This is a genomic window from Pseudomonas asiatica (assembly GCF_009932335.1).
Taxonomy (GTDB): Bacteria; Pseudomonadota; Gammaproteobacteria; order Pseudomonadales; family Pseudomonadaceae; genus Aquipseudomonas; species Aquipseudomonas asiatica.
This window is the reverse complement of sequence record NZ_BLJF01000001.1, coordinates 2004522-2021604: the sequence shown is the minus strand read 5'-3', so window position 1 is coordinate 2021604 and position 17083 is coordinate 2004522. Positions and strand designations below refer to the sequence as shown.

Here is a 17083-nt window from a genome sequence, read left to right as displayed (position 1 = left end):
TCTTTTTCCTGGTTGGCTGCGCCCAGGTGATGCTGAACTATAGTGAAACGCGGCGAACGCGGTAAGGCTAGGGATTTCAATGTGCGCAGCCAGGAAACAGGATGAGGACGGGCTCTTCGCGATAACCGGCGAGGGCCGGGCCGTGGCGCTGTTCCGCCTGGTACTCGCGTTCATGCTGGTGGTGATGCTCGCCTTCGTCGTGGTGGAAGGTTGGCGCATCTGGCGCGACTACCGGCACGCCTTCACCAATGCCGAGAACATGGTCTCCAACCTGGCCCGGGCCACGGCGCAGCATGCCGAAGATGCCATCCGCCAGGTCGACGCAATTACCGCGGCGCTGGCCGAGCGCCTGGAAGGCGACGGCTTCGAGCACATCGACCGGCCGCGCCTGCATACCTTGCTGGTCCAGCAGAAAAGCATCATGCCGCAGTTGCACGGGTTGTTCGTGTATGGCCCGGATGGCAGCTGGATCGTTACCGACCAGGCGGTAGTCCCGCCCAATGCCAACAATGCCGACCGCGACTACTTCATCTACCACCGCGAGCATCCCGACCGCGGGGTTCACATTGGCTCGGTGGTGCGCAGCCGTTCTACTGGCGACCTGATCATCCCCATTTCACGGCGCCTGCAATACGCCGATGGCAGCTTCGCCGGGGTGTTGCTGGGCACCATCAAGGTGGACTGGTTCGTACGCTACTACGGCGACTTCAAGATCGACGAACGCGGTGCGCTGGTACTGGCCAAGCGCGACGGCACTATCCTGGTACGGCGGCCGTTCGTCGAACAGGTGATTGGCCGCAGCCTTAGCAGCAGCGAGATCTTCCGCAAGCACCTGCCGCATGCAAGCGAAGGGGTGGCCGAGGCGGTCGCCGTGGTGGACGGTACGCCACGGCTGTATGGCTATCGCGCGTTGGCCAGCTACCCGTTGGTGGTGGAGGCCGGCTTGTCGCGGGAATCGATCGTCGCGCCCTGGCGGCACGATGCGATCAAGTCGGTGGCAGTGTTGCTGCTGTTGCTGGTGGGGCTGGCAGCGTTTGGTGGTGTGGTGTTGCGCCAGTTACGCGAGCGCATTGTCATCGAGCGGGCGCTGCACCAGGCACACCAGACCCTCAAGGCCCTGGCACTGACCGACAGCCTGACCGGCCTGGGTAACCGCAGGCGGCTGGACGCAGTGTTCGAGCCGGAGCTGCGTCGGGCACGACGCCAGGGCTACTCGCTGGCGCTGGTGATGCTCGACCTGGATTACTTCAAGGCCTACAACGACCGTTACGGGCACCCAACAGGCGACCAGTGCCTGCGGCGCTTTGCCGAGGTGCTGCAGCAGGCACTGAAGCGGCCGGCCGACCTGGCTGTGCGCTATGGGGGCGAGGAGTTCACACTGCTGCTCCCCGATACCGATGCCCGCGGGGCGGAGCTGCTGGTGCAGGAAGTGCAACAGCTGTTGCGGCGTCAGATGCTGGAGCATGCAGGTAGCCCACTGGGCCGGGTGTCGTGCAGTGCGGGGATTGCCGTGGGTGACCTGGCGCGGGAGGGGTGTACGGCCGAGCGCCTGATGGCGGCAGCGGATGCGGCGCTGTACCAGGCCAAGCGCCGGGGGCGGGACGGGTATTGCCTGGCAGAACGTGCAGTGGTGGGCGTAGATGAATAAACGCCCTTGGTTGCCTGTACCGGCCTCATCGCCGGCAAGCCAGCTCCCACGGGAACAGCGTTGATCTCTAGGCTGTCGCTGTACCTGTGGGAGCTGGCTTGCCGGCGATGGGCTGCAAAGCAGCCCCGGGGTCTAGTTATCCACGCCAAGGCGCATCGCACAGCGGCCCTCAAGCCCATGGGCAAGCTCATCGGCCAGAATCTGCTGCAAGCGTGCATCCAGCAGCCCCTCACCGATCACCTCGAACCCCAACTGCGCATAGAACGGCGCATTCCATGGCACATCGGCAAAGGTGGTCAAGGTCAGCTCCCGCGCGCCCGCATGGCGCGCCGCAACGACCACCTGCTGCAGCAGCTTGCGCCCGACACCTTGCCCCTGGGCCTCCCGGCGCACCGAAATTTCATGAAGATGCAGCGCCTGATCCTCGAGCCGGGCACAGGCAAACCCCAGAATGCGCCCATCCGGCCCCTCGGCCACCCAGCTCCCGCCAGCTTTGACAAATGCCTGATGGGCGCCGCAGTCCATCACATCTCCTTGCGCCAGCCATGCCAGCGCCGGCCGGGCGGCAAAAGCCTGGGCCGCCGAGCGCTCGACGTCCGGGAGCCATTGAATATCGCGCTCAAGGGTAGGGCGGATGCGCATCAATCAGTCCTTTTCAAGTTGTACGTCCTGGTCTGCCGCCAGCACCTGCGGCTGCAATGGCAGCGCACCGAGCTTACACCTTTCGTCAACCGGTCACGCCTGCATGGAAAAAAACGCGGCCAATCGGTACCCTTGCGCCTTCCCTTGCCATCCCCCGGACCGTTCCATGCTGTTCAATCTCGCCGTACTGTTCGGCACCCTGGTGGCCATGGAGGGCGTTGGCACGCTGGCTCACAAGTACATCATGCATGGCTGGGGCTGGTGGCTGCACCGCTCGCACCATGAGCCGCAACTGGGCATGCTCGAAACCAATGACCTGTACCTGGTGGCCCTGGGGCTGATCGCCACGCTGCTGGTGGCCCTGGGCAAGGGTGGTTTTGCGCCCTTGCAGTGGGTGGGTGGCGGCGTGGCGGGGTACGGCGTGCTGTATGTCGTGGCCCACGACGGGTTCTTTCATCGGCATTGGCCACGCAAGCCACGGCCGGTCAACCGCTACCTCAAGCGCCTGCACCGCGCACACCGGTTGCATCATGCGGTGAAGGGGAGAACGGGGAGTGTGTCGTTCGGGTTCTTCTATGCACCGCCGTTGAAGGTGTTGAAGCAGCAGTTGCGGCACAAGCGCAGCCAGTTGTGACAGGGACTGGCGCCCGCTCCCACAGGGAACTTGCCTCAGTTCACTGTTTCACCCTTGGGCTGCGCCGCCACATGCCCGCGGCTCACCCACCAGCCAAACGCCGCCGCGGTGAAGAACATGATCAGGCTGTACAGCGCCGCCGGCACTGCCATGGTGGCGTTGTTCAGCAGCGAAGGGCTCAATGCCAGGGCAATCGCCAAGGTGCCGTTATGGATGCCGATCTCCATGCCGATCGCAATCGCCTGGCGCTTGGGAATGTTCAGCAGGCGCGGTACCCAGTAGCCCACGCCCAGGCTCAGCAGGTTGAACAGCAGCGCGGCCAGGCCCACCACCGGTGCGTAGGCAACCACGGTCTGCCAGTCCTTGGCCAGCGCCAGGACGATGGTGAACGCCAGGAACAACGCAGCCACCAGCTTCATCGGCTTCTCCATGCGCGCGGCGAAGGCGGGTGCAAAGCGGCGAACCAGCATGCCCAGCGCCACCGGCAGCAGGACGATGGCAAACACCTGCATCACCTTGGCAAACTGCAGCGGTATGGCCTGGTCCGATGCCATGAACCAGCTCAGCGACAGGTTCACCAGCAGTGGCATGGTCAGGATCGCGATCAGCGAGTTGACTGCCGTCAGGGTGATATTCAATGCCACATCGCCATGGGCCAGGTGGCTGAACAGGTTGGCCGTGGTGCCGCCCGGCGAGGCGGCCAGCAGCATCAGCCCCACCGCCAGCGCCGACTCCAGGCCAAACCCGCTGGCGATCAGGAAGCACACCAGCGGCAGCAGCAGGATCTGGCAAACCAGGCCTACCACCACCGGCTTGGGGTACTTCACTACGCGGGCAAAGTCGGCCAGCGTCAGCGATAACCCGAGACCGAGCATGATGATGCCCAGGGCCAGCGGTAGAAAAGCGGTGAGCAAAGGTGAGGCGGTCATGGGCGGTCTCTCGGGCGAAGGACCCGGTGGAGTGTAGGTCGGCCCTGATTGATAGCTAATCGCAAAACGCCAGCCCTTGGTAACCGTTTGTTGCCGAGCGCAGCGCCCAGCGAGGCTGTATGCCGCGTTGCAGCAGGCCTGCAGGCGCAGTAGCATTCCTGTTTTTACCGAGGATTAGCCTGTCATGCCGTTCCAGCAAGGTCTGCTTGCCACCCCGGTGCCGGCCCACGCCCGTCACCTGTTCTTCTCCCTGCAGTCGCCCGAGGCCCTGCCTGCCGCCCTGGATGCCTTGCTGCCGCAGGTCGATGGCGAACAGTTGATCCTGGGTGTCGGCGCCCCGCTGGCCAAGGCCCTGGGCCGTGACGTACCTGGCTTGCGCGCCTTCCCTCAGCTGGATGCTGCCGTGGAGAACCCCAGCACCCAACACGCCCTGTGGCTGTGGCTGCGTGGCGACGAGCGCGGTGACCTGCTGCTGCGGGCCCAGGCCCTTGAGCTGGCATTGGCTCCGGCCCTGCGCCTGGCCGACAGCGTCGATGGCTTCCTGCACCGTGGCGGCCATGACCTGACCGGCTATGAGGACGGCACCGAAAACCCGGTGGACGAAGAGGCCGTGCAGGCGGCAATTGGCGCCGATGGCTCCAGCTTTGCCGCGTTCCAGCTGTGGAAGCACGACCTGGAATACTTCAAGTCGCTGCCCCAGGCTGACCAGGACAACATCATCGGCCGGCGCCTTAGCGACAACGAAGAGCTCGACGACGCCCCCGAGTCCGCCCACGTCAAGCGCACGGCCCAGGAAAGTTTCGAACCAGAAGCGTTCATGGTCCGTCGTTCGGTGGCCTGGGCAGACCAACGGGGCGCTGGCCTGGCCTTCGTGGCCCTGGGCCACAGCTTCGATGCGTTCGAGGTGCAGCTGCGGCGCATGAGCGGCCTGGAGGACGGCATCATCGACGGCCTGTACCGCTTCAGCCGGCCACTGACCGGTGGATACTACTGGTGCCCGCCCATGAGCGAGACCGGTGTCGACCTGAGCCTGTTGCTGCAAGCCTGATCGCTAAACATCCAGATACAGAAACACCGGACACAGCCGGGGGCAGCGGCTAGCCTTGAAAGTTTCCGCTTCATGACGGGAGCTTTTCCATGTACGCACGTCGTGATGTCCTACGTGCGGGTGCTACCTTGGGCTTGCTGGCCGCCAGCCCCTGGTTGTACGCCGCTGCCCCGGCGGGCTTGCTGACCCGCAACGTGCCGAGCACCGGTGAAGCGCTGCCGGTGATCGGCGCCGGTACCTCCGGCAGTTTCGAAGTGCAAGCCGGTTCCGCCCAGTACCAGCAGCTGAAAGTTGTACTGCAGGCGTTCTTCGAAGGCGGTGGCCGGGTTATCGACACCTCGCCAAACTACGGCGGCGCCGACAGCATTCTCGGCCAGCTGCTGGAAGAGGGCGGCTGGCACCGGCAATGCTTCATTGCCACCAAGATCGCCGCCGACAGCCGGGCAGACGCCGAAGCGCAATGGGCCGGCAGCCTCGAGAGCCTGCGCACCGACAAGGTCGACTTGCTGCAGATCCACAACCTGCGCGACTGGCAGACCCAGCTGCCTTATGCCCGCGAATTGAAGCAGCAGGGCAAGACCCGCTATGTCGGCATCACCCATTACCTGAACAGTGGCCAGGACGAGGTCGCCCGCATCGTGCGCAGCGAGCCGCTGGATTTCATCCAGATCAACTACTCGGTCAATGCCCCCGACGCCGCCCGCGAACTGCTGCCGCTGTGCCAGGACAAGGGCGTCGCCGTGCTGGTCAACCGGGCGTTCGACGATGGCCGCCTGTTCGCCCGGGTGAAGGACCAGGCCTTGCCCGGCTGGGCCGCAGAGGCGGGTGTCGGCAGCTGGGCGCAGCTGTTTCTCAAGTTCGCCATCAGTCACCCGGCGGTGACCACGGTCATCCCCGCGACGAGCCGGCCCGAGCGCCAACTTGACCAGCTCAAGGCCGGGCACGGGCCGTTGCTGACCCAGGCGCAGCAACAGGCGCTGATCAAGCAGTTTGCCTGACACCATGACAGCCTGGCGGCGGCGCCTGGACCAGGGGCTGAACATCCAGCCCGGCGAAGGGCCAGCGGTGATCGCCGGTTTGCTGCTGTTCTACCTGTTGTTCACTGGCTATTTCATGTCGCGCCCGGTGCGCGAAACCATGGGCGTCGCCGGTGGCGTGGACAACCTGCAATGGCTGTTCACCGGCACTTTCATCGCCACCCTGGCGTGCCTGCCGCTGTTTGGCTGGCTGGCCTCCCAGGTGCAGCGCCGACACATCCTGCCCTGGACCTACGGCTTTTTCGCCAGCAACCTGCTGCTGTTCGCCGTGCTGTTCGCCCGCAATCCGGAAGCTTCATGGGCGGCGCGGGCCTTTTACATCTGGCTGTCGGTGTTCAACCTGCTGAGCATATCGCTGGCCTGGAGCGTGCTCGCCGACCTGTTTTCCACCGCACAAGGCAAGCGCCTGTTCGGCCTGCTGGCGGCCGGGGCCAGCCTGGGTGGGCTCAGCGGCCCCATCCTGGGCACGCTGCTGGTAGCGCCGCTGGGCCATGCCGGCTTGCTGGTGTTGGCCGCAGCGCTTCTTCTGGGCAGCATTGGCGCTACGTTGTACCTGCAACGCTGGCGAAAGCTCAACCCTCTACCGGCGCAAGCCGAGCGGGCGGATTCCCGGCCACTGGGCGGCAACCCGTTTGCCGGTGCCACTGCCGTACTGCGCTCGCCCTACCTGTTGGGCATTGCCCTGTTCGTGGTGTTGCTCGCCAGTGTCAGCACCTTCCTGTATTTCGAGCAGGCACGCATCGTCAGCCAAACCTTCACCGACCGTACCCGGCAAACCCAGGTGTTCGGCGTGATCGACAGCGTGGTACAGGCCCTGGCCATCCTCACCCAAGTGTTCCTCACCGGTCGCCTGGCCCGCCGGCTGGGGGTGGGCGTGCTGCTGGTGGCGGTGCCGCTGGTGATGGCTGCGGGCTTCCTGTGGCTGGCACTGGCCCCGGTGTTCGCCGTGTTCGTGGTGGTGATGGTGGTGCGTCGGGCCGGTGAGTACGCGCTGGTGCGACCGGGGCGGGAGATGCTGTTTACCGTGCTGCCCGTCGAGGACAAGTACAAGGCCAAGAACTTCATCGACACCGTGGTTTACCGCGGCGGTGATGCGTTGAGTGGTTGGCTCAAACGCGCGCTGGACGTGATGGGCGAGTATCCGCAACTGGCGATGTTGATCGGTACGTTGATTGCCTTGGGTTGGGCGCTGACCGGCGGGGTGCTGGGAAGGCGACAGGCACGCCTGGAAAGCGCATCGCGCGACTGACAAGCGCGCCAAATATGCGGGTGCCGCTTATTTAATGCCGCTGGTCAGAACGCTTCGCATTAAACCGAATCCACCGAAATGACCGAACTCCCAACAGGTGTACGGCGGGTAATGCCGTGCATTCCGAAGTCATACGAGGTTTAAGACCATGGCCAACAAAGAGAACAGCCGCACCGGCAACCAGCAAGGCAGCCAGGGTGGCAACAAGAACCCGGGCAACTTTGCCAATGACCGCGAAAAAGCCTCCGAAGCTGGGCGCAAGGGCGGCCAGCAATCCGGTGGTGGCCGTACCAGCGAATCGGGCCGCAAGGGCGGCCGTTCGTAAGTGAGCCTACGCAGTGCCCGGGTGATCGGGCACTGCATGAGGAGAACCCCATGCGATTGATCCCTCTGATAGCACTTGTGGGCACGCTTGGCTTGCTGGGTGGCTGTTTCGACCGGGACAACGACCACCCGGCAAAGGATGCCGACCAAAGCAAACCTTCGCTGCAGATGCAGCAATCCGGCGACAAACCCGCTACCCAACCGGCGCCGGACCCTGAACCGATGCCCGGGCAGAAACCCAGCCAATAAAACGCGGACAAGGACTACGGCATGACGGTAATGACCCGCAAGACCGGCGCGGTGATACCGGCTTCGGCAACTGGGCCAAGCCTGAAGGAGCGTTACCACAAGCTGCTCGTGAGCCAAGACACCACGAGCAAAGCCTGGCTGAGCGACCAATTGGCACGCGCGCAGCGTTTGCCGGATGACCTGCCTGCCGATCCTGCCCAGCTGGAAGCCTGGAGCGCTGGCCATGCAAGCCAGGTGGCCGAAGCCTATGCCAGTTACCTCGAACAACGCCGCCAAGGCGCACCTCGGCGCTACTTTGCCAACCGCGCCCAGGCGTTGTGGTTCCTGCAACAAGTGGCGCCAACCAAGGCAGTGGACGGGGCATGGCTGCACAGCACCTTGCGCCACTGGGGCGATCCGCGCTATCACGGCCTGATTCGCACCTACCTGGAAGAACTGGGTGGCGGTGATCCGCGCTGCAACCATGTGCTGATCTACCAACGGCTGTTGAGCCGGCTGGGTTGCCTGGGCCTGACTGAACTGGACGACCAGCGTTACCTGCAAGGTGCCTTGCAGTTGGCATTGGGGCGCCATGGCGATGATTTTCTTCCCGAGCTGATCGGCTACAACCTGGGCTATGAACAACCACCGTTGCATTTGCTGATTACCACTTACGAACTGGCGGAAGTGGGCATCGATGGCCATTATTTCCAGCTTCATGTGACCATCGACAACGCGGCCAGCGGGCATGCGCATCTGTCCATCCAGGCGCTACGCCAATTCTGCCCGGTCGACGACGCTGGCCAGTTTTACCAGCGGGTGCGCAGCGGGTACCGCTTGAATGACCTGGGGCTTGATACACCCAGCCTGATCAGCAGCTTCTTTCTTGAATCCGAGCTGCTTTCGGCACTGGAGCGCAAGCGCAATTTTGGCCAGTTCATGCATTCCGACCATTGCCGCTTGCAAAAACGCACCGTCAACCAATGGCTGGCCGAGCCCGGTGCCATGCCCGCGTTTCTGCAAGCCTTGCAGGCACAGGGCTGGATCCGCCGTGGTGAAGCACCCGCCAACAGCCGCTGGTGGGGACTCATCGATGGCCCCTCGGCACCGATGTATGGCGTGTTCACGGCGTATGAAAAACAGCTATGGCACGACTGGATCGCTGCAGGCTTGCAAGCCCGCGGGCGTCGCGTGCTGCCCGGCAGCTGGGAGGTGCAGGTGGAATCGGATGATACGCTCGCGACTCCTGCCCCGGACGCCGATATCCAGACGTTGATCGACACGATGTCCGGTAACCGTCATGCGACACCGGAAGGGTTGCTGGCCACCCGGCGCTACTTGCGTGCTACCGGCCTGAATCAGGAGGTAACCCGCTGATGCTGCTCGATCCACAACAAATCCAGGCTGACCAGGCAATGCTGCAATTGGGCAGGCGCCTGCGCGCCGACGGCTACCGCTTCACCTGCGTCACCCCGGCAACCCATGCTCGCGTGAATGCGCGCCCGGAGGCTGGGCAAGCCAGGACAGTGCGCGATGTGTTCGGCTGGAGCCGCCCATTCCGTTCATCATTGGTTTCTGCCGATGAACTGGACCAGATGCGTCGGGCTCAGGTGCTCAAGCAGCACGGAGAACTGCTGATCAGCACCGTGCGCTGGTCCACGATCGACGACCTGCTGCTGCTGCACTCTGCTTACCCCACCGAGGAAACCGACGCAGTGTTTCTCGGCCCCGACAGCTACCGTTTCGCCCAAGTGATTCACGATCACCTGCAACGCACCCCCAAGCGTGTCGAGCATGCCGTGGATATCGGGTGCGGCACGGGTGTCGGCGCCTTGCTGATCGCCCGCGCGGCGCCCCATGCCCATGTCAGCGCCGTGGATATCAACCCGCTCGCGCTGCGTTACACCGCGATCAACGCGGCATTGGCGGGCTTGAGCAATGTTTCCGTGGAACCCAGTGACGTGCTCGACGGCATTACCGGGCTGTTCGACCTTATCGTTGCCAACCCGCCGTACATGCTGGATGCCTGCCAACGTACCTATCGGCATGGCGGTGGTTCGCTCGGCGCGCAGCTTTCGCTGCGTATCGTCGAGCAAGCTTGCGAGCGGCTCGGCTCAGGGGGCTCGCTACTGTTGTATACCGGAGTGGCGATAAGCGAAGGCCGTGATGCCTTGCTCGAAGCCATTCGCCTGCGCCTGGCGGGCCCGGAATGGTCCTGGGTATATCGGGAAATCGACCCGGACGTGTTTGGCGAGCAACTGAACGAACCCGGTTACGAGCAGGTCGAGCGCATCGCTGCGGTGGTGCTCACAGTCACCCGCAACAGCTGAGGCAGCATGGCCCGACCCTGCACGTTCGGCATCGAGGAAGAATACCTGCTGGTGAACCTGGACACGGGGCAGGTGCCAGCCACACCTTCGCCAGCCGTGCTCGGGCGTTGTCGCAAGGCGCTGGGCCAGCATTTTGCCCAGGAAATGTTCCGCAGCCAGATCGAGGTGGCCTCGCCGGTGTTCGCCAACCTGTTAGAGGCACGCGAGTTCTTCCAGCACAGCCGCCAGCGGCTGAACACAGCGCTGGCCGAAGAGGGCATGGGCCTGTACGGCGCGGCAAGCCACCCCAATGCCGCCTGGCTGCGTCAGAAACCTGCAACCCCTGCGCATTACCAGCAACTGTTCGCTGACTACCGGCATGTGGCGCGGCGCAGCCTGCTCAACGGCCTGCATGTTCACGTGGGCGTACCGCCAGGTTGCGACCGCATCCAATTGATCAACCGTGTACTGGGCTGGCTGCCTCTGTTGCTGGTGCTGAGCACGTCATCCCCGCTGTGGGCAGGCCAGTGCACCGGCTACATGAGCTACCGGCGGGTAATTTGCGGGGAGTGGCCGCACATGGGTTTGCCCGAGCCGTTGCCGGACTGGGCTGCCTACGAGCGCTACCGTGCATTGCTGCAACGCACAGGGTCGCTGGCCGCGGATGGCGACTTCTGGTGGGCGATCCGGCCTTCACGGCGCTTCCCGACGGTCGAACTGCGCATCTGCGATGGCTGCCCGCGGCTGGAGGACGCGCTGTGCATCGCCGCGCTATTTCGTCACCTGGTCGAGCACAGCATCGTGTACCGGCACGACTCGTCCGCCTGCAACCGCGAGCAGCGCTGGATCACCCAGGAAAACTACTGGCGCGCCATGCGCCATGGGCGCCAGGGCGAGTTCATTGGCCTGCATGAGCAGCAGCCGGTCACGGCCGCAGGTTGGTTGGCCCAGTTGCAGGAACAGTTGCCGATCGACACTGTAGACGCCGAACGCGCCTTCCTGCATGCACAACGCCTGCTGCGCGATGGCACCCATGCCGACCAGCAGCTGCAATGCCTGGCCCAGGCCAGCGCTGCAGGCTTGGGCAGGGCGCAGGCATTGCGAGCCGTGGTGGCCGCCGGGGCTTGCAATTAGCCGGGGTTGACCGAAAATGGCCGCGCCTTTCGCAGCCACCCGGAACCACCTGCGCCATGATGCTGATCAAGCAATTCCCCGACATTTCCCTGGACGACACGTTGTTTGTCTTCGCCCTCGAAGCCGAGGCCGGCGATGTATTCGCTGACGTCAATACCGTGTTTACCGGCATCGGCAAGGTCAATGCCGCCATCGCCCTGACCAAGGCCATTGCCGCGCGCCGGCCCAGGCTGATCGTCAACCTCGGCTCGGCCGGCAGCCAGCGCCATGGCAAGGGCGAGGTGGTGTGCTGCACCCGCTTCGTGCAGCGCGACATGGATGTGACCCCACTGGGCTTCGCCCGTTACCAGACACCTTTGTCGGACATCCCGGTGGTGCTGGAGCATGGGGCGCAAATCCCCGGCCTGGCCCTGGAAACCTGCGGCAGTGGCGACAGCTTCGAGATCAACCATGGCGATGCACCCTATGACGTGGTCGACATGGAAGCCTACGTGCTGGCGCTGATCGCACGCAGCGAAGGCATCCCGTTCGTGTGCCTGAAGTACATTTCCGATGATGCCGGCAGTGATGCGGCGCAGGACTGGGCGGTACAGGTGCACCTGGCTGCCGAGGCCTTCAGGCGGGTGCTGTTTAGCCCGGTGTGACCGCTGGTCGGTGTTTGGGCCAGTCGAAAAAAACCATCGATGAAGGCTCTCCTCGAAAACGGTAGGACGGCCTTCGCGGGCAAGCCCGCGAATGGGCCAACACCGGTACACCAGAGGAGAGGCCCCCATGCCTAACAAACCCCACGACCAGTTCAGCATGCAGAACCCGCTGACCCAGTACCCGCATCCACCATTCCCGGCCCAAGGCCAACCAGCACCGGGGCTGGATGCCAACATGCAGCCCGAGCCAGACCACGGCGAAACCACCTACAAGGGTTTTGGCCGCCTGGCAGGGCGCAAGGCGCTGATCACCGGTGCGGATTCGGGCATCGGCCGTGCAGTGGCCATCGCCTTTGCCCGTGAGGGTGCCGACATTGCCCTCAACTACATGCCCATCGAGCAACCCGATGCCCGCGAAGTCATCAAGCTGATTGAAGCCGAAGGCCGCAAGGTGGTGGCAATTGCCGGTGACCTGAAGGATGAGCAGTTCTGCAAGGAGCTGGTCGACCAGGCCCATGAGCAACTTGGCGGGCTGGACATCCTGGTCAACGTCGCCGGCAAGCAGGAAGCGCGCAAGGACATCAGCCAGATCAGCCACGAGCAGTTCGACCACACCCTGAAAACCAACGTCTACGCGCTGTTCTGGCTGTGCCAGGCGGCCGTGCCGCTGATGCCGGCGGGGGCGACCATCATCAACACCGCCTCGATCCAGTCCTACCAGCCTTCGGCCACCTTGCTCGACTATGCCACCACCAAGGCCGCGATCGTCGCCTTCACCAAGGCCTTGGCCAAGCAGGTGATCGAGCGCGGCATCAGGGTCAATGCCGTGGCCCCGGGGCCCATCTGGACCGTGTTGCAGCCCAGTGGCGGCCAACCGCCGGAGAAAATCCCCGAGTTCGGCGCACAAACGCCGATGAAGCGACCGGGGCAACCCGCCGAGTGTGCGCCGGTGTATGTGTTGCTGGCCAGCCAGGAGTCCAGCTACATCACCGGCGAGGTGTTCGGCGTGACCGGCGGCAACCCGCTGCCGTAGGGCGGGGCGGCTAAACCTTCGCCGCCGGTTGCAGTCGATTCAGGTATTGGCAGGCAACCCTGGGAGCACCTTCAATGGCTAGGGCAATCTGGAAAGGCGCCATCAGTTTCGGTCTCGTGCATATCCCCGTGGCCCTCAATACCGCGGTGCGCACCGAGCGGGTCGATTTCGACTGGCTCGACAAGCGCAGCATGGAGCCGGTCGGCTACAAGCGGGTGAACAAGGTCACTGGCAAGGAAATCGACAAGGACAACATCGTCAAGGGCGTCGAGTTCGAGAAGGGCCGCTATGTGGTGATCAGCGAGGAGGAAATCCGCAAGGCCCGGCCCGAGGCGACCCAGACGATCGATATCTTCTCCTTCGTGGAGGCTGGCGAGATCCCGCTGCAGCACTTCGACACGCCGTATTACCTTACCCCCGACCGCCGTGGCGGCAAGGTATACGCCTTGCTGCGCGAAACCCTGGCGAAGACCGGCAAGGTGGCGCTGGCCACGGTAGTGCTGCACACCCGCCAGCACCTGGCGTTGTTGCGGCCGCTGGATGATGCGCTGGTGATGATCACCTTGCGCTGGCCCGAAGAAGTGCGCGGGCTGGAAACGCTGGAGCTGGACAGCAGCGTCACCGAGGCCAAGGTGGACAAGCGCGAACTGGACATGGCCAAGCGGTTGGTCGAAGACATGAGCGGGCAGTGGAAGCCTGCGGATTACCACGATGCCTTCCGCCAGACCATCATGGACCTGGTGGAAGAAAAGGCCAGCAAGGGCAAGATCGAGACTGTGGAGAAGGGCGAGGCGACGGAAGCAGGGAAAGGCGCGGACATCCTCGACCTCACCGAACTGCTCAAGCGCAGCCTCGGTGGCAAGAAGCCGGCGAAGAAGACACGCAAGGCGTCGTGATTCCGTTGCGCTTGCACTGGGTGGGAAATTGCCCAGCCCTTTGGGGCCGCGCTGTCGCGCGGAGAACAAATATCGCTCGTTTGAAGCGTCCTTTGTAGGAGCAGCCTTGTGCTGCGAAGAGGCCGGTACAAGCAATAGACAGGCTTTGTCAGTACCGGCCTCTTCGCAGCACAAGGCTGCTCCTACAGAAACTGCTGAACCAGGAGTCAAACACAAGCCTCATCAAACCTGTGTCTGCAACCCAGCCAGATAATCACCAAACCCTTCGCGGGCGCGGCTGTCGCTCCGGCTGCTGGTGGCCACGCTGTGCCTGGCGGTCCATACGATCTGCGCACCACTGGCCTGCAGGTCGCTGACCAGTTGCACATCCTCATGCGCCGCCAGTGGCTGGAAGCCGCCCACACGATCATAGGCGTCGGCACACACACCCAGATTGGCCCCATGCACATGCCGATGCCCCTCATGTGCCTGGTAACGGCTGTGGTACAGCTTGCGCAAGGCCGCTGTCTGCCAGGGTTGCCAGTGCTCGACATGCACCGTGCCGCATACGACCTCGGCATCACAGGCCAGTTGCGAAAGCAGCCAATGTTCCGGCACACGGCTGTCGGCATCGGTGAACGCCAGCCATTTCGCGCCGCGCTCGACCATGTGTGCCGCGCCCACCCGGCGGGCCAAGCCTACATTGCCGGCATCCACCGACAGCATCTGCACACCGTAGCGCCTTGCCACAGCGGCACTGCCATCACTGCAGCGGTCCAGTACCACCAGTACCTCGACCCGTTGCCCCGACTGCCGAGCCTGAAGGGCAGCAGCCTGCATTGCGCGCAGGCACCGCCCCAGGTGTCGCGCCTCGTTGTGCGCCGGAATGACCACGCCAATCATGGGCAGGTCTCGTCCAGGTCGACCACGCTGGGCTGAGAGGACCAGTACTCCAGCAAGAAGTCCGCCTCGTCATGCTGGAACTGCAGATACAGCGGAAGGTGCCGGGCTAGCATGCGGTGCACTTCACGCCCGTCCTGCGGGCAGCCGGCGATGGGATGCTTCCAGTGGCAGGCCAGCAGCCCGCCGTCGTAGGTCAGGCTGGCCACTGACTGTTCGATCACCTGCAACCAGTCGGTCGGGTCGAGGTAGTAACCCACCTCGCTCAGCACGATCAGGTCGAAACGCCCACCTGGCCAGTCCGCCGGCAGCCGCGCCAGCTCCACCGAGACATTGCGCAGCCCAGTCAAGCGTTCACCGGCCAGCGCTACCGCAGTAGGGTCCAGGTCCTGACACACCAGGTTGGCACAACGCTCGGCCAGCAAGGCGCTGAGCTCGCCATTGGCGCAAGCGGGCTCGAACACGCGCTGGTAGCACTGGCGCGGCAGGCAGGCCATGACCAGCTCGCGCTTGCGCTTTTCGTACCAGCGGGTGCGAAAGGCCCAAGGGTCTTCACTGGTGGCGTATAGGTCGGCGAAATACTGTGGGTCGAGGCTCATGACAACTCCATTTACAGGAACACCAGTTCGAAAGGTTGCAGCAGACAATCCAGCAAGTTCGGCGGCAGTACGGGCGGGCGCTGGCCGTCCGGTTCGAGTTGGCTGACATGGGCGGCCAGGGCCTTGCGCTTGCGGGCCAGGCTGGCCTCGTCCAGCTGAATGCGGTGGGCACGCGGCCACGGCAGACGCGGGTCGTCCGGTCGTGCCCAGTGCCACGCCCACACGGGTACCTCAAGGCATTGCACCTTGCGCATCCGGGCCGCCTGCGCGGCAGCCCGGCCTATTGCTTTGTGGTCACAGTGGCCATCGCCGCTCCAGGTAGCCATCAGCAGGTCGTCAGGCCTGAGCAACTGGCTCAGGTGGTTGAGTAGAAACGCCTCGTCACGTGGCAACGCGCCGTCCTTGAGGTGGAGCCGCCGCCAGTCCAGGCGGCCGAGGTCGAGGTCAAGCTGTTGCAGGGCATGGCGGCTCTCCAGTGGCCTTTGCCGGCGCAGGCGGTGTTCGCTCCAGTGGGTAGAGCCGGGGTGACTGGCTTCACCATCGGTGGCGGAAATCAGCACCAGGTCGTCTTCCCGGCCGTGGAAGCCCGCCAGCAGCCCACCGGCCATGAGAATCTCGTCATCGGGGTGCGGTGCCAGCAGCACCAGGCGGCGGCCCGGCGGGCACAATTGCTGAGGGGTGATCCAGGTGGCCCTGGCCAGGTGCGCGGCCTGCTGCCAGTCCGCCCACGGTGTACCGCTGTTCGCCTGGATCAGGTTCTCGCTCATAGTTGCCAGACTCCCGCCGGCTGTTTTGCCAACTGCTCCCCGAGCGCCGCCAGGTCGCGCTCGGCATGGCTCTGGCGCAGGAACACCGGCAAGTCGGCACTCAGCCGGGCAAAGTGGTTGTCACGGCAGAAAGGAGTGGCGCCCAGCGCCCGGCCAACGTGGTGGATCACCTGTTCAACGGCCTGTTCCACCTGGGCGCGGGTGCGGCGCACTTCGAAGCTGGCGTCTGCGCCTGGCTGGCGGTCGATCCATGCCGCGCATTCGCGCAGTGCCGCCCTGGCGCCGTACAAGGCGGCATCGACCGCGCCCAGGTGAGCATCGGCATGTGGGTCGGGGCGGGGGTTGCGGCAGTGTTCGCGCAGGTAATCGGCCAATGCCTCGGCCGCGCCGTACCAGCAGGCTGCAATGCCAGCACCGCCATGCCAGAAGCCGGGGCGTGACAGGTATTGCCCGGGGCGGCCGATGGCGATGCCAGGGGTGTGGTTGAACTCGACTTCGACACTGGCGGTGGTGGCCATGCCGATGGCCTGCCAGCGGTCTATGGCAAGGTCCTGGCTGGGATGGGACAGTTCGATGGCCACCAGCTGGGGCTGGCCGTGCTGGTCCCAGGCCGTGACCAGCGCCCGGTCGATCTGCAGTGCGCCCGAACACCAGGCCTTGCGACCCTCCAGGCGGACCTGGTCGCCATCACGGGCGACAATGCAGGCGCGGGCATCCGGCGGTTCGGCGGCCCACACGCCCCATATACCCTCGGCAGCGTGGTGTGCAGCCGCGCATTCGGCAAGGATCGCCGCCGCGTCGGTGTGGCCCTCGTACAGCTTGGCCAAGGCCAGGTCACAGCCAGCCACCCGGGCGAGGGCTTGCCAGCGCCGTAGCGTATTGCCCTGGCCAGGCAGGGGCAGCAGGTCGAGGTGGTCGGCTTGCAGTGCCTGAATCAGCTGCGGCAACTGGGTATCGAGGTTGAGCGGTTGCTGCCGCTCGCCGAAGGCCCGCAACAGGCGATCGAGGTTGGTCAGGTCAAAATCCTGGACGATGCTCATGGGCTCGGCTCCTTGGTGAGGCATTGCGGGCGTAGCGCTGCAG

At 64.4% G+C, this 17083-nt stretch carries 18 protein-coding genes and 1 pseudogene; 13 read left to right on the top strand and 6 right to left on the bottom strand.

The genetic code is table 11. From position 1 onward, the window contains the following. Positions 1-79 precede the first annotated feature (79 nt). On the top strand, positions 80-1648 hold the full coding sequence (locus tag GYA95_RS09570; protein ID WP_015270358.1) for a sensor domain-containing diguanylate cyclase: 1569 nt from the start codon (positions 80-82) through the stop codon (positions 1646-1648). A gap of 132 nt (positions 1649-1780) precedes the next feature. Here GYA95_RS09570 and GYA95_RS09565 read toward each other — a convergent pair whose 3' ends face one another. After that, positions 1781-2290: a GNAT family N-acetyltransferase gene (locus tag GYA95_RS09565; protein ID WP_015270357.1), complete on the bottom strand. Its 510-nt coding sequence runs from the start codon at positions 2288-2290 to the stop codon at positions 1781-1783. Between the two features lie 166 nt (positions 2291-2456). On the opposite strand from GYA95_RS09565, the gene GYA95_RS09560 reads away from it, so the two are divergent. Beyond that, positions 2457-2924, top strand: coding sequence for a sterol desaturase family protein (locus GYA95_RS09560; protein WP_015270356.1), 468 nt, complete (start codon positions 2457-2459; stop codon positions 2922-2924). Positions 2925-2959: 35 nt separating this feature from the next. Here GYA95_RS09560 and GYA95_RS09555 read toward each other — a convergent pair whose 3' ends face one another. Continuing rightward, complete coding sequence (locus GYA95_RS09555; protein ID WP_015270355.1) at positions 2960-3853, bottom strand: bile acid:sodium symporter family protein; 894 nt, start codon at positions 3851-3853, stop codon at positions 2960-2962. A 184-nt stretch (positions 3854-4037) separates the two neighbouring features. On the opposite strand from GYA95_RS09555, the gene GYA95_RS09550 reads away from it, so the two are divergent. The 11 genes and pseudogenes from GYA95_RS09550 to ku all read left to right on the top strand — a co-directional run bounded on the left by GYA95_RS09550 (position 4038) and on the right by ku (position 13755). Next, positions 4038-4901: a Dyp-type peroxidase gene (locus GYA95_RS09550; RefSeq protein ID WP_013972645.1), complete on the top strand. Its 864-nt coding sequence runs from the start codon at positions 4038-4040 to the stop codon at positions 4899-4901. A gap of 89 nt (positions 4902-4990) precedes the next feature. After that, positions 4991-5899: an aldo/keto reductase gene (locus GYA95_RS09545; RefSeq protein ID WP_015270354.1), complete on the top strand. Its 909-nt coding sequence runs from the start codon at positions 4991-4993 to the stop codon at positions 5897-5899. Between the two features lie 4 nt (positions 5900-5903). Continuing rightward, entirely contained in the window at positions 5904-7187 is a 1284-nt protein-coding gene (locus GYA95_RS09540; RefSeq protein WP_161551380.1) for an NTP/NDP exchange transporter, read from the top strand. A gap of 205 nt (positions 7188-7392) precedes the next feature. Then, a pseudogene (locus tag GYA95_RS09535) lies at positions 7393-7512 on the top strand (general stress protein); the annotation flags it as partial. 50 nt (positions 7513-7562) lie between these two features. Next, the gene (locus GYA95_RS09530; protein ID WP_015270352.1) at positions 7563-7760 is read left to right on the top strand and encodes a hypothetical protein; all 198 of its coding nucleotides are present in this window, start codon (positions 7563-7565) and stop codon (positions 7758-7760) included. A gap of 21 nt (positions 7761-7781) precedes the next feature. Then, positions 7782-9116, top strand: coding sequence for an iron-containing redox enzyme family protein (locus GYA95_RS09525; RefSeq protein ID WP_043935628.1), 1335 nt, complete (start codon positions 7782-7784; stop codon positions 9114-9116). Continuing rightward, a complete protein-coding gene (locus GYA95_RS09520) occupies positions 9116-10069 on the top strand; it encodes a N5-glutamine methyltransferase family protein (protein WP_015270350.1) in 954 nt (317 codons plus the stop codon). Before GYA95_RS09525 ends, GYA95_RS09520 begins: the two co-directional genes overlap by 1 nt. 6 nt (positions 10070-10075) lie before the next feature. Continuing rightward, entirely contained in the window at positions 10076-11182 is a 1107-nt protein-coding gene (locus GYA95_RS09515; protein WP_015270349.1) for a carboxylate-amine ligase, read from the top strand. A gap of 56 nt (positions 11183-11238) precedes the next feature. Continuing rightward, a complete protein-coding gene (locus tag GYA95_RS09510) occupies positions 11239-11826 on the top strand; it encodes a 5'-methylthioadenosine/S-adenosylhomocysteine nucleosidase family protein (RefSeq protein ID WP_015270348.1) in 588 nt (195 codons plus the stop codon). A gap of 127 nt (positions 11827-11953) precedes the next feature. Then, a complete protein-coding gene (locus GYA95_RS09505; RefSeq protein WP_013972638.1) occupies positions 11954-12859 on the top strand; it encodes an SDR family oxidoreductase in 906 nt (301 codons plus the stop codon). Between the two features lie 74 nt (positions 12860-12933). Further along, on the top strand, positions 12934-13755 hold the full coding sequence (gene ku, locus GYA95_RS09500) for a non-homologous end joining protein Ku (protein ID WP_015270347.1): 822 nt from the start codon (positions 12934-12936) through the stop codon (positions 13753-13755). Between the two features lie 222 nt (positions 13756-13977). Here the strand turns inward: ku and GYA95_RS09495 are convergent, their stop codons facing one another. The 4 genes from GYA95_RS09495 to GYA95_RS09480 are packed head-to-tail and all read right to left on the bottom strand — an operon-like array spanning position 13978 to position 17040. Next, positions 13978-14637, bottom strand: coding sequence for a glycosyltransferase family 2 protein (locus GYA95_RS09495; protein WP_015270346.1), 660 nt, complete (start codon positions 14635-14637; stop codon positions 13978-13980). Next, positions 14634-15233, bottom strand: coding sequence for a class I SAM-dependent methyltransferase (locus tag GYA95_RS09490; protein ID WP_015270345.1), 600 nt, complete (start codon positions 15231-15233; stop codon positions 14634-14636). Before GYA95_RS09490 ends, GYA95_RS09495 begins: the two co-directional genes overlap by 4 nt. Before the next feature lie 11 nt (positions 15234-15244). Beyond that, the gene (locus GYA95_RS09485) at positions 15245-16000 is read right to left on the bottom strand and encodes a PIG-L deacetylase family protein (RefSeq protein ID WP_015270344.1); all 756 of its coding nucleotides are present in this window, start codon (positions 15998-16000) and stop codon (positions 15245-15247) included. After that, entirely contained in the window at positions 15997-17040 is a 1044-nt protein-coding gene (locus GYA95_RS09480) for an acyl-CoA dehydrogenase family protein (RefSeq protein ID WP_161551379.1), read from the bottom strand. Before GYA95_RS09480 ends, GYA95_RS09485 begins: the two co-directional genes overlap by 4 nt. Between the last annotated feature and the right edge of the window lie 43 nt (positions 17041-17083).

What these genes read in the sequence shown, in the direction of transcription:
- GYA95_RS09570 (WP_015270358.1), top strand. Translation starts at nt 80, where the DNA reads ATGTGCGCAGCCAGGAAACAGGATGAGGACGGGCTCTTCGCGATAACC.
- GYA95_RS09565 (WP_015270357.1), bottom strand. Translation starts at nt 2,290, where the DNA reads ATGCGCATCCGCCCTACCCTTGAGCGCGATATTCAATGGCTCCCGGAC.
- GYA95_RS09560 (WP_015270356.1), top strand. Translation starts at nt 2,457, where the DNA reads ATGCTGTTCAATCTCGCCGTACTGTTCGGCACCCTGGTGGCCATGGAG.
- GYA95_RS09555 (WP_015270355.1), bottom strand. Translation starts at nt 3,853, where the DNA reads ATGACCGCCTCACCTTTGCTCACCGCTTTTCTACCGCTGGCCCTGGGC.
- GYA95_RS09550 (WP_013972645.1), top strand. Translation starts at nt 4,038, where the DNA reads ATGCCGTTCCAGCAAGGTCTGCTTGCCACCCCGGTGCCGGCCCACGCC.
- GYA95_RS09545 (WP_015270354.1), top strand. Translation starts at nt 4,991, where the DNA reads ATGTACGCACGTCGTGATGTCCTACGTGCGGGTGCTACCTTGGGCTTG.
- GYA95_RS09540 (WP_161551380.1), top strand. Translation starts at nt 5,904, where the DNA reads ATGACAGCCTGGCGGCGGCGCCTGGACCAGGGGCTGAACATCCAGCCC.
- GYA95_RS09530 (WP_015270352.1), top strand. Translation starts at nt 7,563, where the DNA reads ATGCGATTGATCCCTCTGATAGCACTTGTGGGCACGCTTGGCTTGCTG.
- GYA95_RS09525 (WP_043935628.1), top strand. Translation starts at nt 7,782, where the DNA reads ATGACGGTAATGACCCGCAAGACCGGCGCGGTGATACCGGCTTCGGCA.
- GYA95_RS09520 (WP_015270350.1), top strand. Translation starts at nt 9,116, where the DNA reads ATGCTGCTCGATCCACAACAAATCCAGGCTGACCAGGCAATGCTGCAA.
- GYA95_RS09515 (WP_015270349.1), top strand. Translation starts at nt 10,076, where the DNA reads ATGGCCCGACCCTGCACGTTCGGCATCGAGGAAGAATACCTGCTGGTG.
- GYA95_RS09510 (WP_015270348.1), top strand. Translation starts at nt 11,239, where the DNA reads ATGATGCTGATCAAGCAATTCCCCGACATTTCCCTGGACGACACGTTG.
- GYA95_RS09505 (WP_013972638.1), top strand. Translation starts at nt 11,954, where the DNA reads ATGCCTAACAAACCCCACGACCAGTTCAGCATGCAGAACCCGCTGACC.
- ku (WP_015270347.1), top strand. Translation starts at nt 12,934, where the DNA reads ATGGCTAGGGCAATCTGGAAAGGCGCCATCAGTTTCGGTCTCGTGCAT.
- GYA95_RS09495 (WP_015270346.1), bottom strand. Translation starts at nt 14,637, where the DNA reads ATGATTGGCGTGGTCATTCCGGCGCACAACGAGGCGCGACACCTGGGG.
- GYA95_RS09490 (WP_015270345.1), bottom strand. Translation starts at nt 15,233, where the DNA reads ATGAGCCTCGACCCACAGTATTTCGCCGACCTATACGCCACCAGTGAA.
- GYA95_RS09485 (WP_015270344.1), bottom strand. Translation starts at nt 16,000, where the DNA reads ATGAGCGAGAACCTGATCCAGGCGAACAGCGGTACACCGTGGGCGGAC.
- GYA95_RS09480 (WP_161551379.1), bottom strand. Translation starts at nt 17,040, where the DNA reads ATGAGCATCGTCCAGGATTTTGACCTGACCAACCTCGATCGCCTGTTG.